This window comes from Acinetobacter sp. AC1-2 (assembly GCF_016124155.1).
In the GTDB taxonomy this organism is placed as follows: domain Bacteria; phylum Pseudomonadota; class Gammaproteobacteria; order Pseudomonadales; family Moraxellaceae; genus Acinetobacter; species Acinetobacter calcoaceticus.
In genome coordinates, this window is the sequence record NZ_JABFFO010000004.1 from 257442 (window position 1) to 277674 (window position 20233).

General features: G+C 39.0%; 23 protein-coding genes and 1 rRNA gene. 16 read left to right on the forward strand and 8 right to left on the reverse strand.

Annotated features, from left to right (window positions below; all coding sequences use genetic code 11):
* The first annotated feature begins 49 nt into the window (after positions 1-49).
* From HL290_RS14625 to secF, 5 genes are all read left to right on the forward strand, one after another.
* Positions 50-619 (forward strand): LemA family protein, encoded by a 570-nt coding sequence (locus HL290_RS14625; protein WP_198496864.1) that lies wholly within the window; start codon positions 50-52, stop codon positions 617-619.
* Positions 620-772: 153 nt separating this feature from the next.
* On the forward strand, positions 773-1906 hold the full coding sequence (tgt, locus tag HL290_RS14630; protein ID WP_004638765.1) for a tRNA guanosine(34) transglycosylase Tgt: 1134 nt from the start codon (positions 773-775) through the stop codon (positions 1904-1906).
* Between the two features lie 97 nt (positions 1907-2003).
* Positions 2004-2333, forward strand: coding sequence for a preprotein translocase subunit YajC (yajC, locus tag HL290_RS14635; protein WP_003655131.1), 330 nt, complete (start codon positions 2004-2006; stop codon positions 2331-2333).
* 51 nt (positions 2334-2384) lie between these two features.
* Entirely contained in the window at positions 2385-4286 is a 1902-nt protein-coding gene (secD, locus tag HL290_RS14640) for a protein translocase subunit SecD (protein ID WP_004638762.1), read from the forward strand.
* An 8-nt stretch (positions 4287-4294) separates the two neighbouring features.
* Complete coding sequence (gene secF, locus HL290_RS14645) at positions 4295-5260, forward strand: protein translocase subunit SecF (protein WP_198496865.1); 966 nt, start codon at positions 4295-4297, stop codon at positions 5258-5260.
* Between the two features lie 64 nt (positions 5261-5324).
* On the opposite strand, the gene coaBC is transcribed toward secF, so the two are convergent.
* Complete coding sequence (coaBC, locus tag HL290_RS14650; RefSeq protein WP_005050195.1) at positions 5325-6578, reverse strand: bifunctional phosphopantothenoylcysteine decarboxylase/phosphopantothenate--cysteine ligase CoaBC; 1254 nt, start codon at positions 6576-6578, stop codon at positions 5325-5327.
* A gap of 99 nt (positions 6579-6677) precedes the next feature.
* Here coaBC and radC point away from each other — a divergent pair, with 99 nt between their 5' ends.
* Positions 6678-7397, forward strand: a complete 720-nt coding sequence (gene radC, locus HL290_RS14655; RefSeq protein WP_198496866.1) for a RadC family protein — start codon at positions 6678-6680, stop codon at positions 7395-7397.
* A gap of 61 nt (positions 7398-7458) precedes the next feature.
* Positions 7459-8370: a bestrophin family protein gene (locus HL290_RS14660; RefSeq protein WP_005064169.1), complete on the forward strand. Its 912-nt coding sequence runs from the start codon at positions 7459-7461 to the stop codon at positions 8368-8370.
* Positions 8371-8374: 4 nt separating this feature from the next.
* Here the strand turns inward: HL290_RS14660 and HL290_RS14665 are convergent, their stop codons facing one another.
* Entirely contained in the window at positions 8375-9226 is an 852-nt protein-coding gene (locus tag HL290_RS14665) for a PHP domain-containing protein (protein ID WP_004638753.1), read from the reverse strand.
* A 44-nt stretch (positions 9227-9270) separates the two neighbouring features.
* Between HL290_RS14665 and HL290_RS14670 the strand changes: the two genes are divergently transcribed.
* From HL290_RS14670 to mnmC, 4 genes are read left to right on the forward strand one after another with little or no spacing between them, the layout of a single operon-like run.
* Positions 9271-9885 (forward strand): septation protein IspZ, encoded by a 615-nt coding sequence (locus HL290_RS14670; RefSeq protein ID WP_003655122.1) that lies wholly within the window; start codon positions 9271-9273, stop codon positions 9883-9885.
* 34 nt (positions 9886-9919) lie between these two features.
* Positions 9920-10222 (forward strand): YciI family protein, encoded by a 303-nt coding sequence (locus tag HL290_RS14675; RefSeq protein ID WP_004789071.1) that lies wholly within the window; start codon positions 9920-9922, stop codon positions 10220-10222.
* Between the two features lie 4 nt (positions 10223-10226).
* Positions 10227-10691 (forward strand): hypothetical protein, encoded by a 465-nt coding sequence (locus tag HL290_RS14680; RefSeq protein WP_198496867.1) that lies wholly within the window; start codon positions 10227-10229, stop codon positions 10689-10691.
* 23 nt (positions 10692-10714) lie between these two features.
* Complete coding sequence (mnmC, locus tag HL290_RS14685; protein ID WP_198496868.1) at positions 10715-12589, forward strand: FAD-dependent 5-carboxymethylaminomethyl-2-thiouridine(34) oxidoreductase MnmC; 1875 nt, start codon at positions 10715-10717, stop codon at positions 12587-12589.
* 37 nt (positions 12590-12626) lie between these two features.
* Here mnmC and HL290_RS14690 read toward each other — a convergent pair whose 3' ends face one another.
* Complete coding sequence (locus HL290_RS14690; protein WP_004638747.1) at positions 12627-12941, reverse strand: rhodanese-like domain-containing protein; 315 nt, start codon at positions 12939-12941, stop codon at positions 12627-12629.
* Between the two features lie 91 nt (positions 12942-13032).
* Between HL290_RS14690 and HL290_RS14695 the strand changes: the two genes are divergently transcribed.
* Entirely contained in the window at positions 13033-13521 is a 489-nt protein-coding gene (locus HL290_RS14695; protein WP_004638746.1) for a YajQ family cyclic di-GMP-binding protein, read from the forward strand.
* Between the two features lie 35 nt (positions 13522-13556).
* Positions 13557-14051 carry a DUF4442 domain-containing protein gene (locus HL290_RS14700; RefSeq protein WP_005036088.1) on the forward strand — a complete coding sequence of 165 codons (495 nt, stop codon included), beginning with the start codon at positions 13557-13559 and terminating at the stop codon, positions 14049-14051.
* Positions 14052-14090: 39 nt separating this feature from the next.
* Here the strand turns inward: HL290_RS14700 and HL290_RS14705 are convergent, their stop codons facing one another.
* Genes HL290_RS14705 through HL290_RS14715 form a run of 3 tightly spaced genes read right to left on the reverse strand, consistent with a single transcriptional unit; the run spans position 14091 to position 15846 of the window.
* A complete protein-coding gene (locus HL290_RS14705) occupies positions 14091-14510 on the reverse strand; it encodes an acyl-CoA thioesterase (protein ID WP_003655113.1) in 420 nt (139 codons plus the stop codon).
* Position 14511: 1 nt separating this feature from the next.
* Entirely contained in the window at positions 14512-14949 is a 438-nt protein-coding gene (gene trxC / locus HL290_RS14710) for a thioredoxin TrxC (RefSeq protein ID WP_004638738.1), read from the reverse strand.
* Positions 14950-15846, reverse strand: a complete 897-nt coding sequence (locus tag HL290_RS14715; protein WP_198496869.1) for an alpha/beta hydrolase — start codon at positions 15844-15846, stop codon at positions 14950-14952.
* A 189-nt stretch (positions 15847-16035) separates the two neighbouring features.
* On the opposite strand from HL290_RS14715, the gene HL290_RS14720 reads away from it, so the two are divergent.
* The 3 genes from HL290_RS14720 to HL290_RS14730 all read left to right on the forward strand — a co-directional run bounded on the left by HL290_RS14720 (position 16036) and on the right by HL290_RS14730 (position 19389).
* The gene (locus HL290_RS14720) at positions 16036-16371 is read left to right on the forward strand and encodes a TIGR01244 family sulfur transferase (RefSeq protein ID WP_005036085.1); all 336 of its coding nucleotides are present in this window, start codon (positions 16036-16038) and stop codon (positions 16369-16371) included.
* Positions 16372-16735: 364 nt separating this feature from the next.
* Positions 16736-17932, forward strand: a complete 1197-nt coding sequence (locus HL290_RS14725) for a hypothetical protein (protein WP_198496873.1) — start codon at positions 16736-16738, stop codon at positions 17930-17932.
* An 83-nt stretch (positions 17933-18015) separates the two neighbouring features.
* A complete protein-coding gene (locus tag HL290_RS14730) occupies positions 18016-19389 on the forward strand; it encodes a dihydrolipoyl dehydrogenase (protein WP_198496870.1) in 1374 nt (457 codons plus the stop codon).
* A 60-nt stretch (positions 19390-19449) separates the two neighbouring features.
* On the opposite strand, the gene HL290_RS18890 is transcribed toward HL290_RS14730, so the two are convergent.
* Both HL290_RS18890 and rrf read right to left on the reverse strand, forming a co-directional pair.
* Positions 19450-19980, reverse strand: a complete 531-nt coding sequence (locus HL290_RS18890) for an NMCC_0638 family (lipo)protein (RefSeq protein ID WP_413784448.1) — start codon at positions 19978-19980, stop codon at positions 19450-19452.
* A 134-nt stretch (positions 19981-20114) separates the two neighbouring features.
* A 5S ribosomal RNA gene (rrf, locus tag HL290_RS14745) occupies positions 20115-20229 on the reverse strand.
* Positions 20230-20233 lie beyond the last annotated feature (4 nt).

Here is a 20233-nt window from a genome sequence, read left to right on the forward strand (position 1 = left end):
AATGAGAAGTTAAAAAGTAAACTGAGGGAATAACAATAAGGAACTGACCATGACTGGTTTATTTATTTTCCTGGGGATTTTTGTTGTACTGATTGTCTGGGGCATTCACATCCGTAATACCATCGTACGTTATTTTAATGCGACCAAACGTGCTTGGTCTGAGGTTGCCAATTTCGAACGTCAAAAAGTCAAAACTTTAGAGGCGCTTGAGACAACACTTAATCAATATACTCATTTTGAAAAATCGACATTAGAAAAAGTCACTGAATTACGTCAGCAAATTCTTAATTTAAATGTGAATAACACTGATATTTCTCAGCTCCAACAAATCGAGAAAATGAGCAAAGAACTGATTCGTAGCTTAAATGTCGTTGTTGAAAATTATCCTGAGCTTAAAGCCGATTCACTTTATAGCAAAATGATGGATGACATTCAGGAACAAAATGAAAATGTGGGTGCGGCTATTACCATTTTTAACCGTAATGTCGAGCTGTTCAACAATCAGATTGAAGTATTCCCTAACAATCTCATCAATACATTAACTTTATCTAAGAAAGCGATTCGTCCTTTTAAGGATAATCTTGTTAATGAAAATTTTGACTATAAACCTAATTTTTAATAGGAAAAAAACAGTCTGTAACTTAGCGAAAATTTTATCTATTTTATAGCCAGCTACATTTAGTAGTAGAACTACATCGCAGAATCAAGGAAAATAGCTCTCTTTTTAGCAGCGAACTGTTTCTTCGCCTCTGCTCGTGTTCAGGATTTTTAGATGAAGTTTGAAAAATTAGGTCAGTCGGGGCGCGCCCGTCGTGGTCGTTTAACTTTAGAGCATGGTGTTGTTGAAACACCTGTTTTTATGCCAGTGGGGACTTACGGCACAGTCAAAGGTATGTTACCGCGTGATATCGAAGATATTCAGGCACAAATTATTTTAGGAAATACATTCCATTTATATTTGCGTCCGGGTCTCGAAGTTATTAAAGAACACGGCGGTCTACATAACTTTATTAAATGGGATAAGCCAATTTTGACTGACTCTGGCGGTTTCCAGGTTTTTAGTCTTGGCGCAATGCGCAAAATCAAAGAGGAAGGTGTTACTTTCCGCTCACCGATTGATGGTTCAAAAGTATTTTTATCTCCTGAAATTTCTATGGAAATTCAGCAAGTTTTGAACTCTGACATCGTCATGATTTTTGATGAATGTACACCTTATCCTGCAACTCATGAAGAAGCACAAAAATCATTGCAGCTTTCTTTACGCTGGGCAAAACGTTGTAAAACCCATCATCATGATGAGCTCAAAAATAAGAATGCATTATTTGGCATTATTCAAGGTGGTATGTATGAAGACTTACGTGATGAGTCTTTAAATGGTCTTCTTGAAATCGGATTTGATGGTTATGCGATTGGCGGTTTATCTGTAGGTGAACCTAAAGATGAGATGATCAAAGTTTTAGATTATCTACCAAGCAAAATGCCACAAGATAAACCGCGTTACTTGATGGGCGTTGGTAAACCGGAAGATATCGTTGAAGCGGTGCGCCGCGGTGTCGATATGTTCGACTGTGTAATGCCAACCCGTAATGCGCGAAACGGTCATTATTTTGTCACTGATGGTCTGGTACGTATTCGTAATAGTAAATATCGCCATGACCAGAGCCCGCTCGATCCACATTGCGATTGCTACACTTGTAAGAACTTTACCCGTGCTTATCTATTCCATCTTGAAAAATGTGGAGAGATGTTAGCGTCTATGCTCGGTACTATTCATAACTTACGTTATTACCAACGTTTAACTGAAGGTATGCGTGATGCATTAGAGAATGGCACATTTGATGAATTTGTTCAGGACTTTTATGCCCGTCGTGGTTTAGAAGTTCCACCATGTCCGGTTGATGAATAAGCCCGATTTGCGCTCAACCTCAAGACAAGGTAAATTGCAAAACGAATTAGGATTATGTCAGGTATCTGACTCATATTTTTAACTTTAGGAAATCAAAATGAGCTTTTTAATTTCTGCTGCACATGCAGCACCGGCAGCTGGCCCAACTACAGGTATTTTGCCAAACATCTTGATGATTGTCGTATTCGTTGCAATCTTTTATTTCTTAATTTGGCGCCCTCAAGCAAAACGTGCTAAAGAGCACCGTTCTTTAATCGAGAGCTTAGGTGTAGGTAGTGAAGTTGTGTTCGCTGGTGGTTTAATGGGCAAAGTGACCAAAATTGAAGGTGACTATGCAGTTGTTGAACTTAGCCGTGGTGTAGAAGTAAAAATTCAGCGTGCCAGCGTAATTTCAGTATTACCTGAAGGCACTCTAAATAACCTTTAATCATAAAACAGTCGTGCTTTAGCACGGCTTTTTCATTTAAGAAGAAAGCGAATGCGTTACCCTGCATGGAAATATTTACTGATTCTGGTTGTTCTGGTAATCAGTACATTATACGCACTGCCTAGTCTATATCCGGATGAGCCCGCCGTTCAAATTTCCGGTGCCAAAGCTGGCACCCAAATTGATCAAAGTGTGGTGCAAAAAGCAGAGCAAATTTTAAAAACAGCAAATATTGCAAGTCACGATAATACTTTTACAAATAATGCTGCCCTATTGCGTGTCAGCTCTTCTGAAGCGCAGTTGAAAGCAAAAGAAGTATTACGCCGTGACTTAGGTGATCAATATGTTGTTGCCCTAAACCTTGCACCAACCACACCGGAATGGTTGCAAAAGATTGGGGCTAAACCAATGAAACTTGGTTTGGACTTACGTGGTGGTGTCCACTTCTTGCTTGAAGTAGATATGGACAAAGCCGTTGCCCAACGTATGGAAACCTCTGCCACCGATTTGCGTCGTCAGTTCCGTGAAAACAAGATCAAATTTAATAGTCTTGCATTAACCAATAATGTGATCACTGTTCAATTTGCTGACAATGCTGACCGTGATGCAGCAATGGATTTTTTACGTCGTAATGGGAATGAATATACCCAACAGGCATTAGCAAGCTCTACAGGTTCTACTTTAAAGCTTTCTTATACTGATGTACGTCGCCAAGAAATTCAGTCATATGCGGTGAATCAAAACTTAACAACATTACGTAATCGTATTAACGAACTTGGTGTTGCAGAAGCATTGGTACAAAGTCAGGGTAGCAACCGTATTGTCGTTGAATTACCGGGTGTTCAGGATACAGCTGAAGCGAAACGTGTTTTAGGCCGTACTGCAAACCTCGAATTCCGTTTGGTTTCTGACGCAAATGATCAATATATTGACCCATATACAGGTAAATATAATGGTCAACCTTTACCTCCGGGCACAGAAGTTTTTGCTTATGAGTCTTTAGATAGCGGTCGTCAACTTTTGTTGCAACGTAACCGTATCTTGACGGGTGAGCGTGTTCAAAATGCAAGTTCTGGCTTTAGCCAAGACTCTGGTGGTGCCGAAGTAAATATTACTCTCGACAGTGCTGGCGGTAAGCTTATGTCCGATGCAACTCGTAATGCTGTTGGTAAACGCATGGCGGTATTGTTCATCGAAAATAAGCAAAAAATTACTTATGTCACAGATCCTAAAACTGGTGCACAAACAGAAGTTCGTACTCCATACACTGAATCTGTGGTCATCAATGCTGCAACAGTTCAGGCCGTTTTAGGTTCAACTTTCCGTATTACCGGTTTAAGTTCTCCTCAAGAAGCATCAGAACTTGCATTAATGCTACGTGCAGGTGCTTTGGCTGCGCCAATGTATTTTGTTGAAGAACGTGTAGTTGGTCCGAGCCTTGGTCAAGAAAACATTGATAAGGGCGTATTATCAACTCAAATCGGCTTCTTGCTTGTTGCAATCTGGATGGTGGTTTTCTTCCGTCTATTCGGTTTAATCGCTAACTTTGCACTCGTTGTTAACTTGGCAATGATTTTAACGGTTATGTCATGGATTGGGGCTTCCCTCACCTTACCAGGTATTGCGGGTATCGTTATTACCATTGGTATGGCCGTCGATGCGAACGTATTGATATGTGAGCGTATTCGAGAAGAAATGCTCTGGGGTGCATCGCCCAAACAGGCCATTGTGGCCGGTTATGATCGAGCCTACAACACCATTTTTGACTCGAACTTAACGACGTTCCTCGTTGCATTCATTTTGTTTGCAATTGGTACAGGCCCGATCAAAGGTTTCGCCGTAACATTAATGATTGGTATTGTGTGTTCGATGTTTACTGCAATTACAGTGACTCGCGCAATTGTACAAATCATTTATGGTAAACGCCGTAATTTGAAAAAGTTGAGCATTTAAGGAGATCGATGATGACTAAAGTGACTCAACAAGATTCAAAACAATATGGACGTCCGGATGATGCAAAAATCATCCCGTTCATGAAGATTGCCAAACCTGCGGCAATCTTCTCGATCCTTATTACGTTAGCGAGTATTTTCTTTATTGTAACTAAGGGTCTTAACCTTGGTTTGGACTTTACCGGTGGTGTTTCAGCTGAGCTTAACTATGCTCAACCAGCAAATCAGTCTGAAGTTATTCAGGCACTCGACAAAGCTGGCTTTAAAGATGCTGTAGTACAAACACTTGGTAGCAATAAAGACTTACTTGTGCGCATGCCGGTACAAGAAGTTAAGGTTGAAGACCTTAATAACGCGATTACTAAGGCTGTACAGTTGCCAAACAATGCCGCAGAAGTTCATAAAGTGGACTCTGTAGGTGGTCAAGTTGGTAACGAGCTTTATGTTCGCTCTGCTGGTGCGGTTGCACTTGCACTTATCTTAATGTTGATTTACGTGACGATCCGTTTCGAGTTCAAACTCGCGATGGGTGCCGTGATGTCTTTATTCCACGACATCATCATTATTATTGGTGCTTTTGCATTATTCCAATGGCCATTTGACCTTACGGTTTTAGCTGCGGTACTTGCTGTCATTGGCTTCTCGCTTAACGATAACATTGTAGTGTCAGACCGTATCCGTGAAAATTTCCGTAAAATTCGCGGAGCGACTCCTCGTGAAATCATCAATATTGCTTTAACCGAAACTTTACGTCGTACCATTCATACATCAATGACCTTATTGCTTGTAGTTCTAGCAATGATGTTCTTAGGTGGTGATGGTCTACACTGGTTCGCTGTTGCAATGTTTGTTGGTGTCTTTGTAGGTACTTACTCTTCAATTTATATCGGTACAGCTTTTGCCTTATGGCGTGGACTTAACCGTCAGGACTTCATCGTTCAGGTTAAACCTGAATTTGAAGATGAAATTCCTTAAGTTGGATAAAGTAAGACATATAAAAAAACCGCGATTCATTCGCGGTTTTTTTATTTAAAGCATATTATTTACGGCGCAATGCATCCGAAATCGCTTCAACCAACTGTTGCGAAATTTCTTGTTTAGATGCTTTCTCTAACTCACGCTTTTTCATGTGATAGTTTTCAGCAAAGAAAACCGTCATGGCATTTTCATCAGAAGCAAAACCAATATCTGCACGAGACACATCGTTACATGCAATCATATCTAGTTTTTTAGCGACTAGTTTTCCTGCTGCATATTCTTCAACATTTTGTGTTTCGGCTGCAAAGCCCACCATAAATGGACGTTTTTCCTGACCCGCAATGGTTGCCACAATATCCGGATTTTTCACAAGAGATACATTCAACTCATCCCCTGCCTTCTTAATTTTATGCTCGGCAACTTCTGCTACGCGATAGTCCGCAACTGCAGCAGTTGCAATGAAGATATCACAGCCTGTTTCTAACGAATCCATGCTGATATCTAACATTTGTCGTGCTGAGGCAACATTTACTCTTTTTACACCATTTGGTGTATCTAAACTTACAGGTCCAGCAATTAGCGTCACTTGTGCACCAGCAGCGTAACAAGCAGCGGCTAAAGCAAAGCCCATTTTACCAGTACTGTGGTTCGAGATATAACGAACAGGGTCAATCGCTTCACGCGTTGGTCCAGCGGTAATCACAACTCGCTTTCCAGCCAACAAGCCAAATTTTTCAGCGATTGCACGTTGAGCCTGATGAAAATAGCCAGCGACTTGCCTTGCAATTTCTTCTGGCTCTGGCATACGGCCTAAACCGACATCACCACACGCTTGCTCACCCGCATCCGGCATAATCACATGCACGCCATCTTCGACCAAGGTTTGTAAATTTCGTTGTGTTGCTTTGGCTGCCCACATTTGCTGGTTCATGGCAGGCGCAACCCACACAGGAGATTTTGTTGCCAAAAACACTGTACTGAGCAAGTCATCTGCTAAACCATGCGCAAATTTTGCCAAAGTATCGCAGCTTGCAGGCGCAACCAGTAATAAATCAGCCCAACGCGCTAATTCAATATGTCCCATCCCAGCTTCAGCCGCAGGATCTAAAAGTTCAGTATGAACGGGATTACCAGAAAGAGCCTGAAACGTTAGTGGGGTAATAAATGCCTGAGCGCCATGTGTCATGACCACACGCACGTCAAAGCCATAATCTTTAAGGCGACGGACTAAAATGGCACTTTTATAGGCAGCAATTCCGCCAGTGACAGCTAAAACAATGTTTTTATGAGGAATAACACTTAGATCAAAGCTCACGAACAGGATACCTTACTGTTGCAGTGGCGCTCACAATAGCATTAAATACGCGCAGACCCAAGATTGATTGGGCAAACAAAATAAAATTTTAAGCGAATTATGCTGGGGAATATGAATACTTCTATTAAAAATTGGCCCGAACAAGAACGGCCAAGAGAACGGTTATTACAACAAGGTCCGCAAAGTCTATCAGATGCAGAACTACTCGCGATTTTTCTTCGCTCAGGTTCACGACAACATTCAGCAGTCGAATTATCACGGTTACTCATTCAGCACTTTGGTAGCCTAAATGCAGTATTTGATTCATCGTTAAGTGAGTTAACTCAATTTAATGGAATTGGAGCAACAAAATATTCACAATTATTGGCAGTCAAAGAGCTCGGGCGGCGTTATCTCGATCATCACTTTCAGAAAAATAATCTCAGCCTTCACACGTCTGATTTAGTCTTGGATTATTTGCGCTACGAATTAAAAGGCGAGAAACAAGAAGTCTTTGCAGTGCTCTGTCTAGATCCTGAATTAAGAAAGCTCCATTTTAAAAAGTTATTTTTTGGGTCAGTTCAACATTGTGCGGTTTCAGTCAATCAAACCCTACGTTACGCCCTACAACAACATGCTTGCCAACTGGTCATTGCACACAATCATCCATTTGGTTCGGCGCAGCCTTCTGCCGAAGATATTGCCTTAACTCAGCAACTGGAACACGCCTGTCAGCTTGTCGAAATACGCCTCTTGGATCATTTTATTATCTCACCAGAAGGAAGCTTTTCATTTGCTGAACAACAACTGCTCAACCCAACAATAATATCAGTTCAATGATATTGACAAAGGGGCACTAAGCCTAGAAGATCAAAGCAAAAATAGTGACGTTAAAAATAAAATGATTGTTCGTGAGCAGCCTAGTATTTTCAAAGTATTATTCTCTTGGCGAGGGACAATTTTACCCAAAATTTTACCCTCTCTAGGGGTCGTTATGCTGATTTCGGCAATCATTGGGGGCGTAGAATATATCAATCTTTATCGCTTTCCAGAGATTCCTTTGGTTGGCTTTACCCTTATTGGCGTCGTACTTTCTATTTTCTTGGGATTTAAAAATACTGCATGTTATGACCGTTGGTGGGAAGCCCGAAAATTATGGGGCGTTTTAATTGCAACTTCACGCCATTTTGACCGTGACTGCCGAATTTTGACTCAAGCCCGCCGTGAACGTGTTATTCAGCATGTGATTGTTTTTGCTAATGTGTTACGTGATCGTTTACGTCGTCAGACCGCTAACCCAACTGAGCTCATACAAACCAGCGGCATGAGCCAGCAAGCACTCACCCAGCTCTATCAGCAAAATAATGCCCCTCAGTACACACTTAGCCTCATTCACTGGGAATTATTGCAAGCGCTTAAAGAAGGTGAAATCTCAGACATCATCTATGCACAGATGAATAAAAATGTTGCAGATTTAAGCGTTGTGCAAACAGGCTGTGACCGAATCGCCAATACGCCTATTCCATTTGCCTATTCAGTTTTGCTCAATCGCACTGTCTATTTTTTCTGTTTTATGTTGCCATTTAGTCTTGGTTCATTGCTTGGGTTAGCAACACCTTTACTGGTGGGAATTTTGGCATATACATTTTTAGGACTTGATGCACTCAGCTCGGAGATTGAAGAGCCTTTCGGTACTCAAAGTAATGATTTACCTTTAGATGCCATGGTACGTAGTATCGAAATTGAACTTTTAGGGACTTTGGGGAAACCTACCCCACCACCAATTCAAGCTCAAGATAATAACTTGTTGTAATGGCTTAGAGAAAACGTTCCCAAACACCTTGCTGATTAGCCGTTGGCTTAGGTGTATTTCCCAGTTTAATCCATGGCATATTTTCACCATGAAAATCACTGCCAATCGATACGGCTAATTGATATTGCTCAATCATCCGATCAATCATCTGGCGAGTAGATAAAGTTTCCATCGGTGGAGGTAACTCAATTGCATCTCCACCTGAAGTTGCGAACAATTCAATTAAATATCGAACGTTAGTTGCAGATAAATCATAACGAGTCGGATGTGCTAAAACTGCCAACCCTTTACTTTCGTGAATCATGTCAATTGTTTCTTTTAACCCTAATCCTTCAAACTTTACAAAAGCACGTCTTCCCTCTTTTAAGAAACGATCAAATGCTTGTTGAGGGCGGGTTACAACTTTTTTCTCGACGAGTGTTTTAGCAATGTGTGTTCTGGTGATGCGATCTGCCTGATCTTCTACTTTAGCAAGAACATCCTCATAAATCTGAAAACCAATACATTTTTCTAATAAATCGCAAATTACTTTAGCTCTTTGCGCTCGTACTCTTTTTTGTTGTTCTAATGCTTCTAAAATTGGTGCTTCATTTTGCATGTTTAAAGCAACAATATGTACGCCATAACTCTTCTTCGTTGTTGGACGTGACCACTGACTTGAAATCTCTGTACCAGAAATGATTTTTAAATCATGACCTTGTGCAGCAATTCTAGCTCGCTGCAACCCATCCATTGTATCGTGATCAGTTAAAGCTAAAGTATGCAAATTCACATCTATAGCAGCTTGCACCAGTAATTCCGGAGACAAAGTTCCATCAGAAATATTGCTATGTGTATGTAAATCTATGCCTTGCATCTTTTATACTATGCCATTCACCAAACCGGATCAGATACTCTAACATGAAAGCACTTCTGGACTTTGTTCCATTAATTATTTTCTTCTATTTATATAAAACAGTTGATCCAACCGATACACAGCATCCTTTACTTAAACTGATCGGGTCTGCTGGTGGTGCCGATAATAATAATATTCTTGTAGCAACTACTGGCTTAATTATTTCAATGCTTGTGGTATATGGTGCCCTATTTGTTTTCCAAAAATTCCGTCTAGATAAACAACAGTGGTTTGTATTGTTTATGACTGTTATTTTTGGTGGCATCACCCTCATGTTAAGTGATGATTTCTATATTCGTCTGAAAGCTGCGATTTTGAATTTGGTTTTTGCAGGTGCATTCTTAGTTTCACCTTGGTTTGGTAAAGATCGTAAGCCACTCATACGACGTCTATTTGACCCTATTTTAGACTTAAGTGAAAAAGGTTGGAAAAATCTAAATTTTGCTTGGGCAGTCATGTTTGTGGTGATGTCTTGTTTACATATCTTCTTCGCGTTTTTATTTCACGGCGGAAAATATTGGGGTGAATTCACTGCATTTGGTGACATGATCGTCATGTTTTCATTTATCATTATTCAGTTCATTATTTTACGTAAACATTTTAAGTCACCTGAAGCTTAAAATGATTCCTGATTGATTACAGAGATACGATTACATGCCCTTTTTTGTTCTAAGCTGTACCGATAACGAAGGAACTTTAGAAAAACGCTTGGCAATACGCCCTCAGCATATCGAACGTTTGCAAAAACTTGATGATGAAGGCCGCCTTGTTACAGCAGGAGCTATGCCAAAAGACCCGAATGATCCTCAAGCAGGTTTTTATGGCAGCACCATGATTGTTGAATTCGACAGTCGCGAAGCATTAGACGAATGGTTAAAAGAAGAACCATTTCTCAAAGAAGGCATTTACGCTCATATTGATGTAAAACCGTTTAATAAAGCATTTCCAAAAGGGTAATCATATGCACCCTGCAATCAAAAGCTTTCTCGGCTTGTGTTTGATCTGTTCAACTGCTAATGCAGTTGAACCTGCTGCCACACCAGCAACGACACCTCCAAGTGCTTCTTCAACTCAGGCTGCGAATCAGCCAGTTCCAACAGCTGCTACAACAGCGTCGACCGCAACAAAACCACTCACGGCTGAGCAACTTGCAAAGAATAAACAACAGCAAGATGCGAAAATCAAAGCTTTAGTTCAAGATCAGGCATCTCGTTTAAAACAGTTAGAACATGCCAATCTTGAAGCACTCGCCCAGAACCAAGAGTTACAGTTAAAAAATGATAGCCTCTCTGTTCAGGTCCAAGTCTTACAAAGCGAACGTAGTGCGCAAATGTTTTTATATGGTGCGGTTACCTTAGCTGGTGGCGTATTACTGGGTTTCTTTATCTCTAGTTATATCCATACAAAACGTCGACGCCAGTGGTAAATCCAAGCGATCTATTAAACTAAATGAACGTATCAAACCGTATACAAACAGCAGAACTGGACTGGGAATTAATCGATGGTATCGAGGTTCCCATTTCCAAACAATTTGGTGATGTCTATTTCTCTAAAGATAATGGCCTACTTGAAACACGGCATGTTTTTCTAAATGGTAACGACTTATCAGAACGATTAGCCAATCTAAAAGATTTTGAATACTTCAGTGTAGGAGAAACCGGTTTTGGTACGGGTTTAAACATTCTTGCACTTTGGCAACTTTGGCAACAAGTCCGTCCTGATAATCAAAGCCATTTACACGCCATTAGTGTTGAAAAATTTCCATTAATTAAAGCCGACCTCATTCGCGCTTTAAATGTCTGGGATGAGCTTAAACCACTTGCAGACCAGTTAATTGAACAATATCCGCTACCTATTGCCGGATGTCATCGTTTAAGCTTCCCTGAAGAGCGTTTTAGCATCGACTTATGGCTAGGGGATGCACAAGATATTTTCCCAAGCATGGCTAAAACTAAAGCAGTAAATGCTTGGTTTTTAGATGGCTTTGCGCCCTCTTGCAATCCAGACATGTGGGAACAAAACGTTTTAAACAATATTGTCCGTCTTTCTGACTATGGCAGTACATTTTCCTCTTTTAGTGTCGCGGGTGTTTTAAAACGTGGGCTAAAAGCACATGGTATTAATATTTCTCGTCCACGTGGTTTTCGGCATAAACGTGAAATGCTCAAAGCGATCTGGAACCCACCTCAATCTGATGATGAGTCCTCCCCATTAGACCTAGCTCACTCATTGGGTAAGGGACAACAGCATATTGCGATTATTGGGGCCGGTATAGCAGGTTTAACTACGGCGTGGGCATATGCAGCGCGTGGACATCAAGTCACCCTATATGAGCGAACAGAAGCATTATCTGGCGCTTCTGGAAACCCTTTAGCCCTGCTTAATCCAAAACTATGCCCAATTGAGCAAAGTCATGAACATCTGATGACCTTAAGTTGGCAACATGCCTTGAATTTTTATAAAAATTTTCAAGCATTTCGTCCACTTCAAATACAACAAATCGCCTTGAAAAATGCAGACGAACTTCTCGATCTTGTAAATCAATATCCAGCTCAGGTTGTTACTCACTCAACGAACTCACTTGAAACTGCATATTCAAGTGTTTTACTTACCCAAGCGGGTTCTGTTTCACCACATCAACTACGTGATGAAATTTTGCAACATCCTTTGATCGATTTAAAAATTCTCAATATTACAGAGCTTGTATCTTGTGAAAATAAAGTTCAATTGAAGACTGGCAATGAAGTTATTGCAGAGGCAGACAATGTTGTTGTGTGTTGTGCACGTCAAAGCGCGACTTTTTTTGAAAGCTATCCACAGTTAAAACCAATACGTGGGCAAGTAAGCTGGGTTGACAATACTTTTGCTCCCCTACCTATACAGGAAGCTTATAGCTATGGCGGCTACTGTATGCAACTTAATGCTTCACAGATGATTTTAGGTGCGTCTTTCTACCCAAATCGTGAGGATCAAGAAGTAGTGCCAGAAGACCATGTGCATAACTTTGAATTAATCCACAGCGTATTCCCTAAATATGCACAACAATTGCCTTCTACAACTACTTGGCAAGGCCGAGCATCTATCCGCGCACAAAGCTTAGATTATTTTCCTCTCGTTGGAAAAATGCAGGAGAATAGCCGAATTGCTACTTTTGCTGGTCTTGGTTCTAAGGGCTTCTTATTTGCTCCGCTATGCAGTGAGATCTTAGTTGCCCAAATGTTAGGAGAAGCTTGTCCAGTACCGGACCGCTTATTACAAAAATTGAATCCGCAACGATTCCAAAAAAAAGTAAAACCTAAAAAGCCTTATTTCAAACCACAATAGTTCAATTCCATAAAAAAGCACCCGAAGGTGCTTTTTTTTATGCGCCCTGCTCTAGAGGCAAGCCGGCATCACGAGCTGCACGTGTCCCCCCCATCAGCACGACATATTCACGCGAGGCATCGAATCCTTCTAGTGTCTCAGCTGCACGAGGAGCTTTGCTACCACCACCACATAAAATATAAATCGGCTGACCCGCAGAGACCTGGTTCAAAATATCAGCATTCAAATCATTAATCGGGCGATTTACCGCACCTTTAACATGCCCTTCTGCATAAGCATTTGTATCACGGACATCCCAGATAACAGCATTTTCTGGGAATTCAAATGTTGTAATTTCTTGTTTACGGATCATTGTGCACTCCTTTGATGTAAACAACACTTGGCAAATGAAGAAAACCCTCTTAGCATCTCAAATATTCTTTCCCTTTGTAAAGGTCTAAACTATGCCTTCTTTCGATATTGTCTCTGAATTAGAGATTTTTGAAGTTAATCATGCTGTACAGAACACACAAAAAGAGATTGCAACACGTTTTGACTTTCGTGGTCATGATGTTTCAGTCGAAATAAACGAAAAAAATAAAGAAATTAAAATCAGTACCGAAAGCGATTTCCAGTGTGAACAAGTTTACAACATGTTAGAAAATCATTTTTACAAACGTAAAATTGATGTACAAGCTCTAGACCCGCAAAAAGCTGCTGCTTCAGGCAAAAATTTTGTACAAGTAATTAAACTTAAAGACGGTCTTGACTCAGATACTGCAAAAAAAATTAATAAAGCCATTAAAGAAAGTGGCGTTAAAGTGCAATCTTCTATCCAAGGCGACAAAATTCGTGTAACGGATAAAAAGCGCGACACTTTACAACAAGTGATGAATTTTTTACGTGAACAACAATTTGGTGTGCCATTACAGTTTAATAACTTTAAAGATTAATCTCTTGTCGTGACATTTAAAGCTAAGGTAATTCCATGTCTCAATCCAATCGTCTATCAAAACTGGTAAAAGCGACTTCAAAATTCCCTAAAGGTATTCGGAGTACACTTTGGAGCAAGGCGTTTGGTCGTATCGTGCCAATGGTGGGTACAGCAAATATTCGCTATCTGGAAGTAGACTCAAACCACGTTACTGTCCGTTTAGAAAACCAAAAAAATATGCAGAATCATATTAAAGGAGTCCATGCTGCTGCTATGGCTCTTTTAGCAGAAACTGCGACTGGTTTCCTAACGGGTTTACACATTCCTGATAACCGCATTTTATTAATCAAATCATTGCATGTGGATTATTTAAAAGTGGTTGAAGGCGGTTTGACTGCCACAGCAACGTTATCTGCTGAACAGCAAAAGTTTATTGCGGATAATGAGAAAGGTGAACTTGTGATTCCGGTTACTGTGATTGATGATGCAGGCAATGAACCAATCCAGTGCCAAATGCTGTGGGCATGGTTACCTAAACGTAAAAAATAAAGATAAAAAAAAGCCCAAATTTGAATTTGGGCTTTTTTATTATTCACAAGATGCTAAAAACTTGTGTCTCGCTTCTTCAGGAATCTGACGCTTATTACCTTTTACATCCACTGCTACAAAGGTAAAAACTCCTTCGGTAATACGTATTGGCTCGCGAGAGTCATCATGACTATCCCAAACTTCAATTTGCATCTGAATAGAAGTGTTTCCAACTTTTAAGATTTTGGTATAGCAGCTAATGACAAAGCCAACCTTTACTGGAACCAAAAAGGTCATTTGATTAATGGAAATCGTAGCACAGCGGCCACGACTGAAACGTTCTGCGTGAATTGCTCCAGCCAAGTCCATTTGTGACACAATCCATCCACCAAAGACATCACCACTCCAGTTTGTATCGGCTGGCATGGCAATCGTTTGTAAGGATAAAACCCCTTCTGGTTTGGTATAAGCTTCTGACACCTTAGCTCCCGAAATTCGTTTGAAGTTGTTGATCAAGCCACTGTTGCAATTCAGGCGCACGTAATGCACCGCTAATACGCGCGACCTCTGTCGTTTTATTCATTAAGACAAGTGTCGGAATACTTCTCACATGAAAAGCTTGGCTCAAGCGAGGAGATTCTTCGGTATTAATCTTGGCAAAAATAACGCCTGGATTCTGTTTTGCGACCTGCGCAAAATGTGGCGCCATCATTTTACAAGGTCCACACCATTCTGCCCATAAGTCTATGAAAATAGGTAGATCACTATTCGTGATGTAGTTACTAAAATTTTGCTCATTTAACTCAATAGGTGCAAGCGGTAGTAATGGCTGATGACATTGCCCACAGCTTGGTTGCTCAGGAAGTTTTTCTTCCGGAACTCGGTTTTTTGCACCGCACGATGCACATACAATAATCATTTACACCACTCCTATATGCTGATGTAAAAATTCTAATTGGGTTATCACTGCTTTTTCAAACCATGAACCGTGATAGATATCAAAATGTTTCATATTCCACTCATGATAACTCACAAAAGGCGCAATATTTGTCGCAGCTTCGCGACTGGACTCAATAGGAATAAGTGAGTCTTTTTGGGCCGCAATAAATAAAACTGGAATATTAATCTGGCGTACAACTTGAATTGGACGGTATCGCATCAAATTAAAAAAGACACGGGCTGGGACTTCCCCACTCCAATAATAGTCAGGATTTACAATCGATAAATAACCATAATAACTATCAGCTGTAGGCATAAAGCATAAATTATGTTGATCGACGACAGGCAATCTTTTGGGATTAAGCCCCATTTTTGATCCCATATAATCCTGACTCGATAACTTCAATGCTTGAGGATAGCGTTGCAAAGGATAAAGCTTGGCAGTTTCAGCACCATCGACATAAGGAATTTGTACTAAAATTGCCTGAATATTTTTTAATTCAGACGCCAGACTTAGCGCATATCCCCCACTTAATGAAGTCCCCCACAAAACAATCCTTCGATTATCCACAAGTTTACAGGTAGAAGCGTATTGAATTACTGTCTTCCAATCTTCTAATTGTGAGTTGATGGAGACCATTTCTCTTGGCTTGCCAGTGCTCCCACCCCAATATCGATAATCAAACAAAATAACAGCATAACCTGCTTGAGCGAACCGCTGAGCATATTGGATTAATTTAAATTGACGCAACGCAGCAAAACCATGGGCCATAATAATAACGGCAGATTTCTTATTTGTTTTTGGAATATAAAAATCAGCTGCGATCGTTTCCTGACCACATGGAACATATAAAGGCTCAACCGTATAAGCGTGCATATGTGCTCCGTTGAAATAGAATATGAATAACCAATTTTAAAATAGCTTGATGATCATTTTTAAAATTTATAACTTAGCTATAAGGCATAACTTTCTCAGTCAGAACAACACACGAGTGTCTTGTATCTCAGGTTAAGCTTAATGCTATGATACAGCATAAGAGGTTTTGTTAAATTTTGGAGTGACGAAATGTCAGAGAATGTTGGTTTCGCAGGTCAAATTGGTCCAGAGCATGTTGGCCAAGTTGTAGAAAAAGGATTTAAATCGATTATTAATAATCGACCAGATATGGAAGGCGGCCCAGAACAACCTACAAGTGCTCAAATTGAAGAAGCAGCACGCCAAGTAGGCTTAGACTACGTTTATCAACCTGTTGTAGCTGGACAGATTACAGAACTGGATGTACGTACTTTCGCAAATCATTACAATGAGTTACCAAAACCTGTACTTATGTTCTGCCGTACAGGAAACCGCTCAAACAACCTATATCAATTAGCAAAACAAATGGATTTGCTAGACGATTAATTTTAAGAAATTAATATTTTATAAAACCCTATTTCTTCTTTAAAGTAGGGTTTTTTGATAACTTATTTTGCATATCTCTGCACGAACTCAACAGAACTAAAAATAATATTGATCTAAAGTATTTAAATCTTTTTGAATCATTTATTAATTTTCATGAATAAATTTATATTTGCTCTTTTAACCTGTTTAATTCTTACAGCATGCTCATCAATGCAAGTAAAGCCTACAGTTGGAGTAACTATGGGTACAAGAATTTAATTAGCTAACTGCTCATAAATATAATGAGCAACCTCATGAAGTATATGTTATTTTATAAATCTAAAAAATTATTTTAAATAACTTATCATTTTAATTGGGGATAATGATGAAACTTACTCATGGGGTATGTGGGATTACTTTGGCTGCTTTTTTGACAGCTTGTGGTGGAGGTGGCGGTGATGGCTACTATAACCAAAATTCAAATTCTGGCTCTACAACAACACCAACCACACCATCAACAGATCAAGAGTTGGCTACTTCTGTTTTAAATAGCGTAAAGCAAGAAGGAAAATATTTGTTTGGCGCCTATGATCTTAACGATGAAAAGTTATCAAAAGGTTACATTGATCACGCACTAGACACCTTCGCTCAAGGCCCACTCAAGTTAACCTTAGATATTCGAAAAGTAGATCTTACCAAATATTCTGATCACTATCGTGAAAAATGCTTTCTAAAGAGTACTACAGACTACCGTGCCTGCTACGTATTTAAAGGTGAAGAAATTAAAACTTTGCTCTCTGGTTATAATGATTGGGACTTTGATATTACAGCAGATGATTTAAAGAATATTAAACTGGCAAGCGATAATACATCTCCAAATTTAGAGGATTATCAATCAAATACCAGAATTTATATTTTTGAAAATGAAAATAATGATAAAAACTTCCAAGATGTAACAATTACTGGAGCCTTTGCGTATCCATTCCAACAGTCATGGGGACTGGAACAAACCAAGCAAAAAAGATTTGTATTAATTAACGCCACTACAAGCGATTATAAAATTACTACAACGACTATTGTTCAAGATCCAGAAACAGGTCAACCCACTGAAAAAGAAGTTACTACTGGTGCAATGAGTGTATATAAAGATAATACATCAACTGATGGTGATCTCTACGTAGTTCAGGGTGGTTCTGGTTTCAACGTACTTATTAATGATAATCCTAATGTTCCTTTTGCTGAGCCAATTTCATTTATTGTGAACTCTACTCCAGGCAATACGAACAATGCGACATACAAAGTAAAATCAAGTAATCAGCAAATATTAAGCCTACCAAGTATTACTAGCCTTGAAGGAAGTCGCGTCGAGAATGAATCTTCAACGACGAATGCACAAAAATTTAATGGCAGTATTTATTTAGAAGGACAAAATATTTTTACTTTTAAACAAAGCTTGAATGGAACTACATTAGACTTTAAGCATGTCATTAATGGTATAAGCATCGAAGGTCAGTCTATAAATCAAAATGGGACTGTTTCAACCACTTTAAAAACTCCTTTTATGCAAAAATTTACATTTTAAAGCTAAATAATTAGAACCAAACCCTCTGTTCAAGAGGGTTTTTCTATATATTCTAAATATCTATTAAAATAGCTTAATGAAAAATGTTCAATATTATTATCATTGGTGCAGGTACCGCTGGTATTAGCGCATATAAAGAAGCAGTTAAACACACTAATAATCTTTTAATTATAAATGATGGACCATGGGATACCACTTGTGCTCGTGTAGGCTGCATGCCAAGTAAAGTCCTCATCTCTACAGCAAACCGTATGTTTAACATTCAAAATGCTCAAGAGTTTGCTTTGGATGTATCTGCAAAAATTAATACTGATCAAGTGATGCAGCACGTACAAACTTTACGTGATCGTTTTACGCAAGAAACTTTAAAAGATGTAGAACAATGGCCTGCCGAACATAAAATTTCTGGTAAAGCACATTTTATTGATGCACAGACTGTAGAAGTTAACGGGAAACAGTACCAATCAAAAAGTTTTATTCTAGCGGTTGGTTCAACTCCTAATTATGATCAAACCTGGAAGCAAGAACTCGGTAATCAACTTATAACAACAGATCAAATATTCGAATTAAAAACACTACCTAAATCTATTGCAGTCATTGGTAGTGGTGTGATTGCCCTTGAGATCGCGCAAGCCTTGCATCGTTTGGGCGTAGAAACCACTATATTTGCTCGCAGTAAACGAATTGGGATACTGACTAGCTCAAAACTTCAACAACTTGCGCAAAAAGAGCTAGGGAAAGAGTTAAAAATTCTATTCGAGACTTTACCAAGTGAAGTTAAATGTAATTCTGAGGGTGTCATATTAAATTACAAACTTGAAGAAAAAGAGAAAACTCTCAAAGTTGAATATGTTCTAGTTGCAACAGGCCGTTCAAGTTTGCTTGATACTTTAAAACTAGAAAATATTGATGATTCTTTTAAAGATATTAAGTCATTACCTATAAATGCAAAAACCAAGCAATTAGAGACCTATCCAATTTTTATTGTCGGTGATGCTTATACCTTAACACCATTACAACACGAAGCAGCACATGAGGGGAAAAAAGTTGTTCATAACTGTTTGAACTATCCACAAATCAATTCAGTTAAGACTCTTACCCCATTAGGAATTGTATTTAGTGATCCAGAAATGGCGATCGTTGGGCAAAGTTCTAAACAACTAAAAGAGACTGGTATAGACTTTATTACTGGCGAAGCCTCTTATGAACGACAAGGTAGAGCTATCGTCCTTGGAAAAAACAAAGGAGGTATTGAGGTTTATATAGATAAAGAAAGTCAAAAGCTTCTGGGTGCTGAGTTATTTACAGAAGCAACAGAACATATGGCTCACCTATTAAGCTGGATAATAGGCGAAGGTTTAACCTTAAATGACATTTTAGAGAAACCCTTTTATCATCCAACTCTAGAAGAAGGTCTTCGAACTGCTTTAAAACATGCACGTAGACAGTTGAAATAATCAATTTTAGAAGAGCTCTTTTAATAAAAGTTGGTTCTTCTATACATTAAATTGTTTTAATTAATTCATTTGATGGGAAATAACTGCAACTAGTGAAGCATTCTTTTCAGATGAACTAGTATATATCCATGTCTCTAAAGCCTTTCCATCTTTAGAAATAATATAATTTGTTGTAGTCAAATTTTTATCTTTAGATATTTCCTTTTTATAAGTTAAACCAGTAGATTTAGGGGGCAACCAGCTTTCTAAACTCTTCTGAATTTCAGTTGAGTTTCCTTTATTTATAAATAATGAACATACACCGTTATCGAGTTGAGTAATAACAAACTTCCCTTCTGAAGAGCTTATCATCCAAGCGCTCCCATTATAATCTTTTAAAAAATGTGCAGCATACTCATTAGGCATTTGAATAAAACCCATATTTTTTGCTTGTCTATTTATTATTTCTGGATTTCCTCTAGAACTAACACAAATATTTAAAAAAGCTTTTGTGCTAAATAAACTTTCTACAGCTTTATTAGCATAGATAGATTTACTACCAAGTGTTATAGCTAGCATACAGACAAATAGTTTCAATCCTACAAATTTCATTATTCATACTCTTGTTATCATTTTAAGGTATTTGGTTTATATCATAATTCATTCCAAAATTATTCTATCATTTTAAATTTTCCAAGCATAAAAAAACACCCTCAACTGTTAAGTTGAGGGTGTTTAGAATAATGAGCTGGCGATGACTTACTCTCACATGGGAAACCCCACACTACCATCAGCGCTAAGAGGTTTCACTTCTGAGTTCGGGAAGGGATCAGGTGGTTCACTCTTGCTATGGTCGCCAGCACAA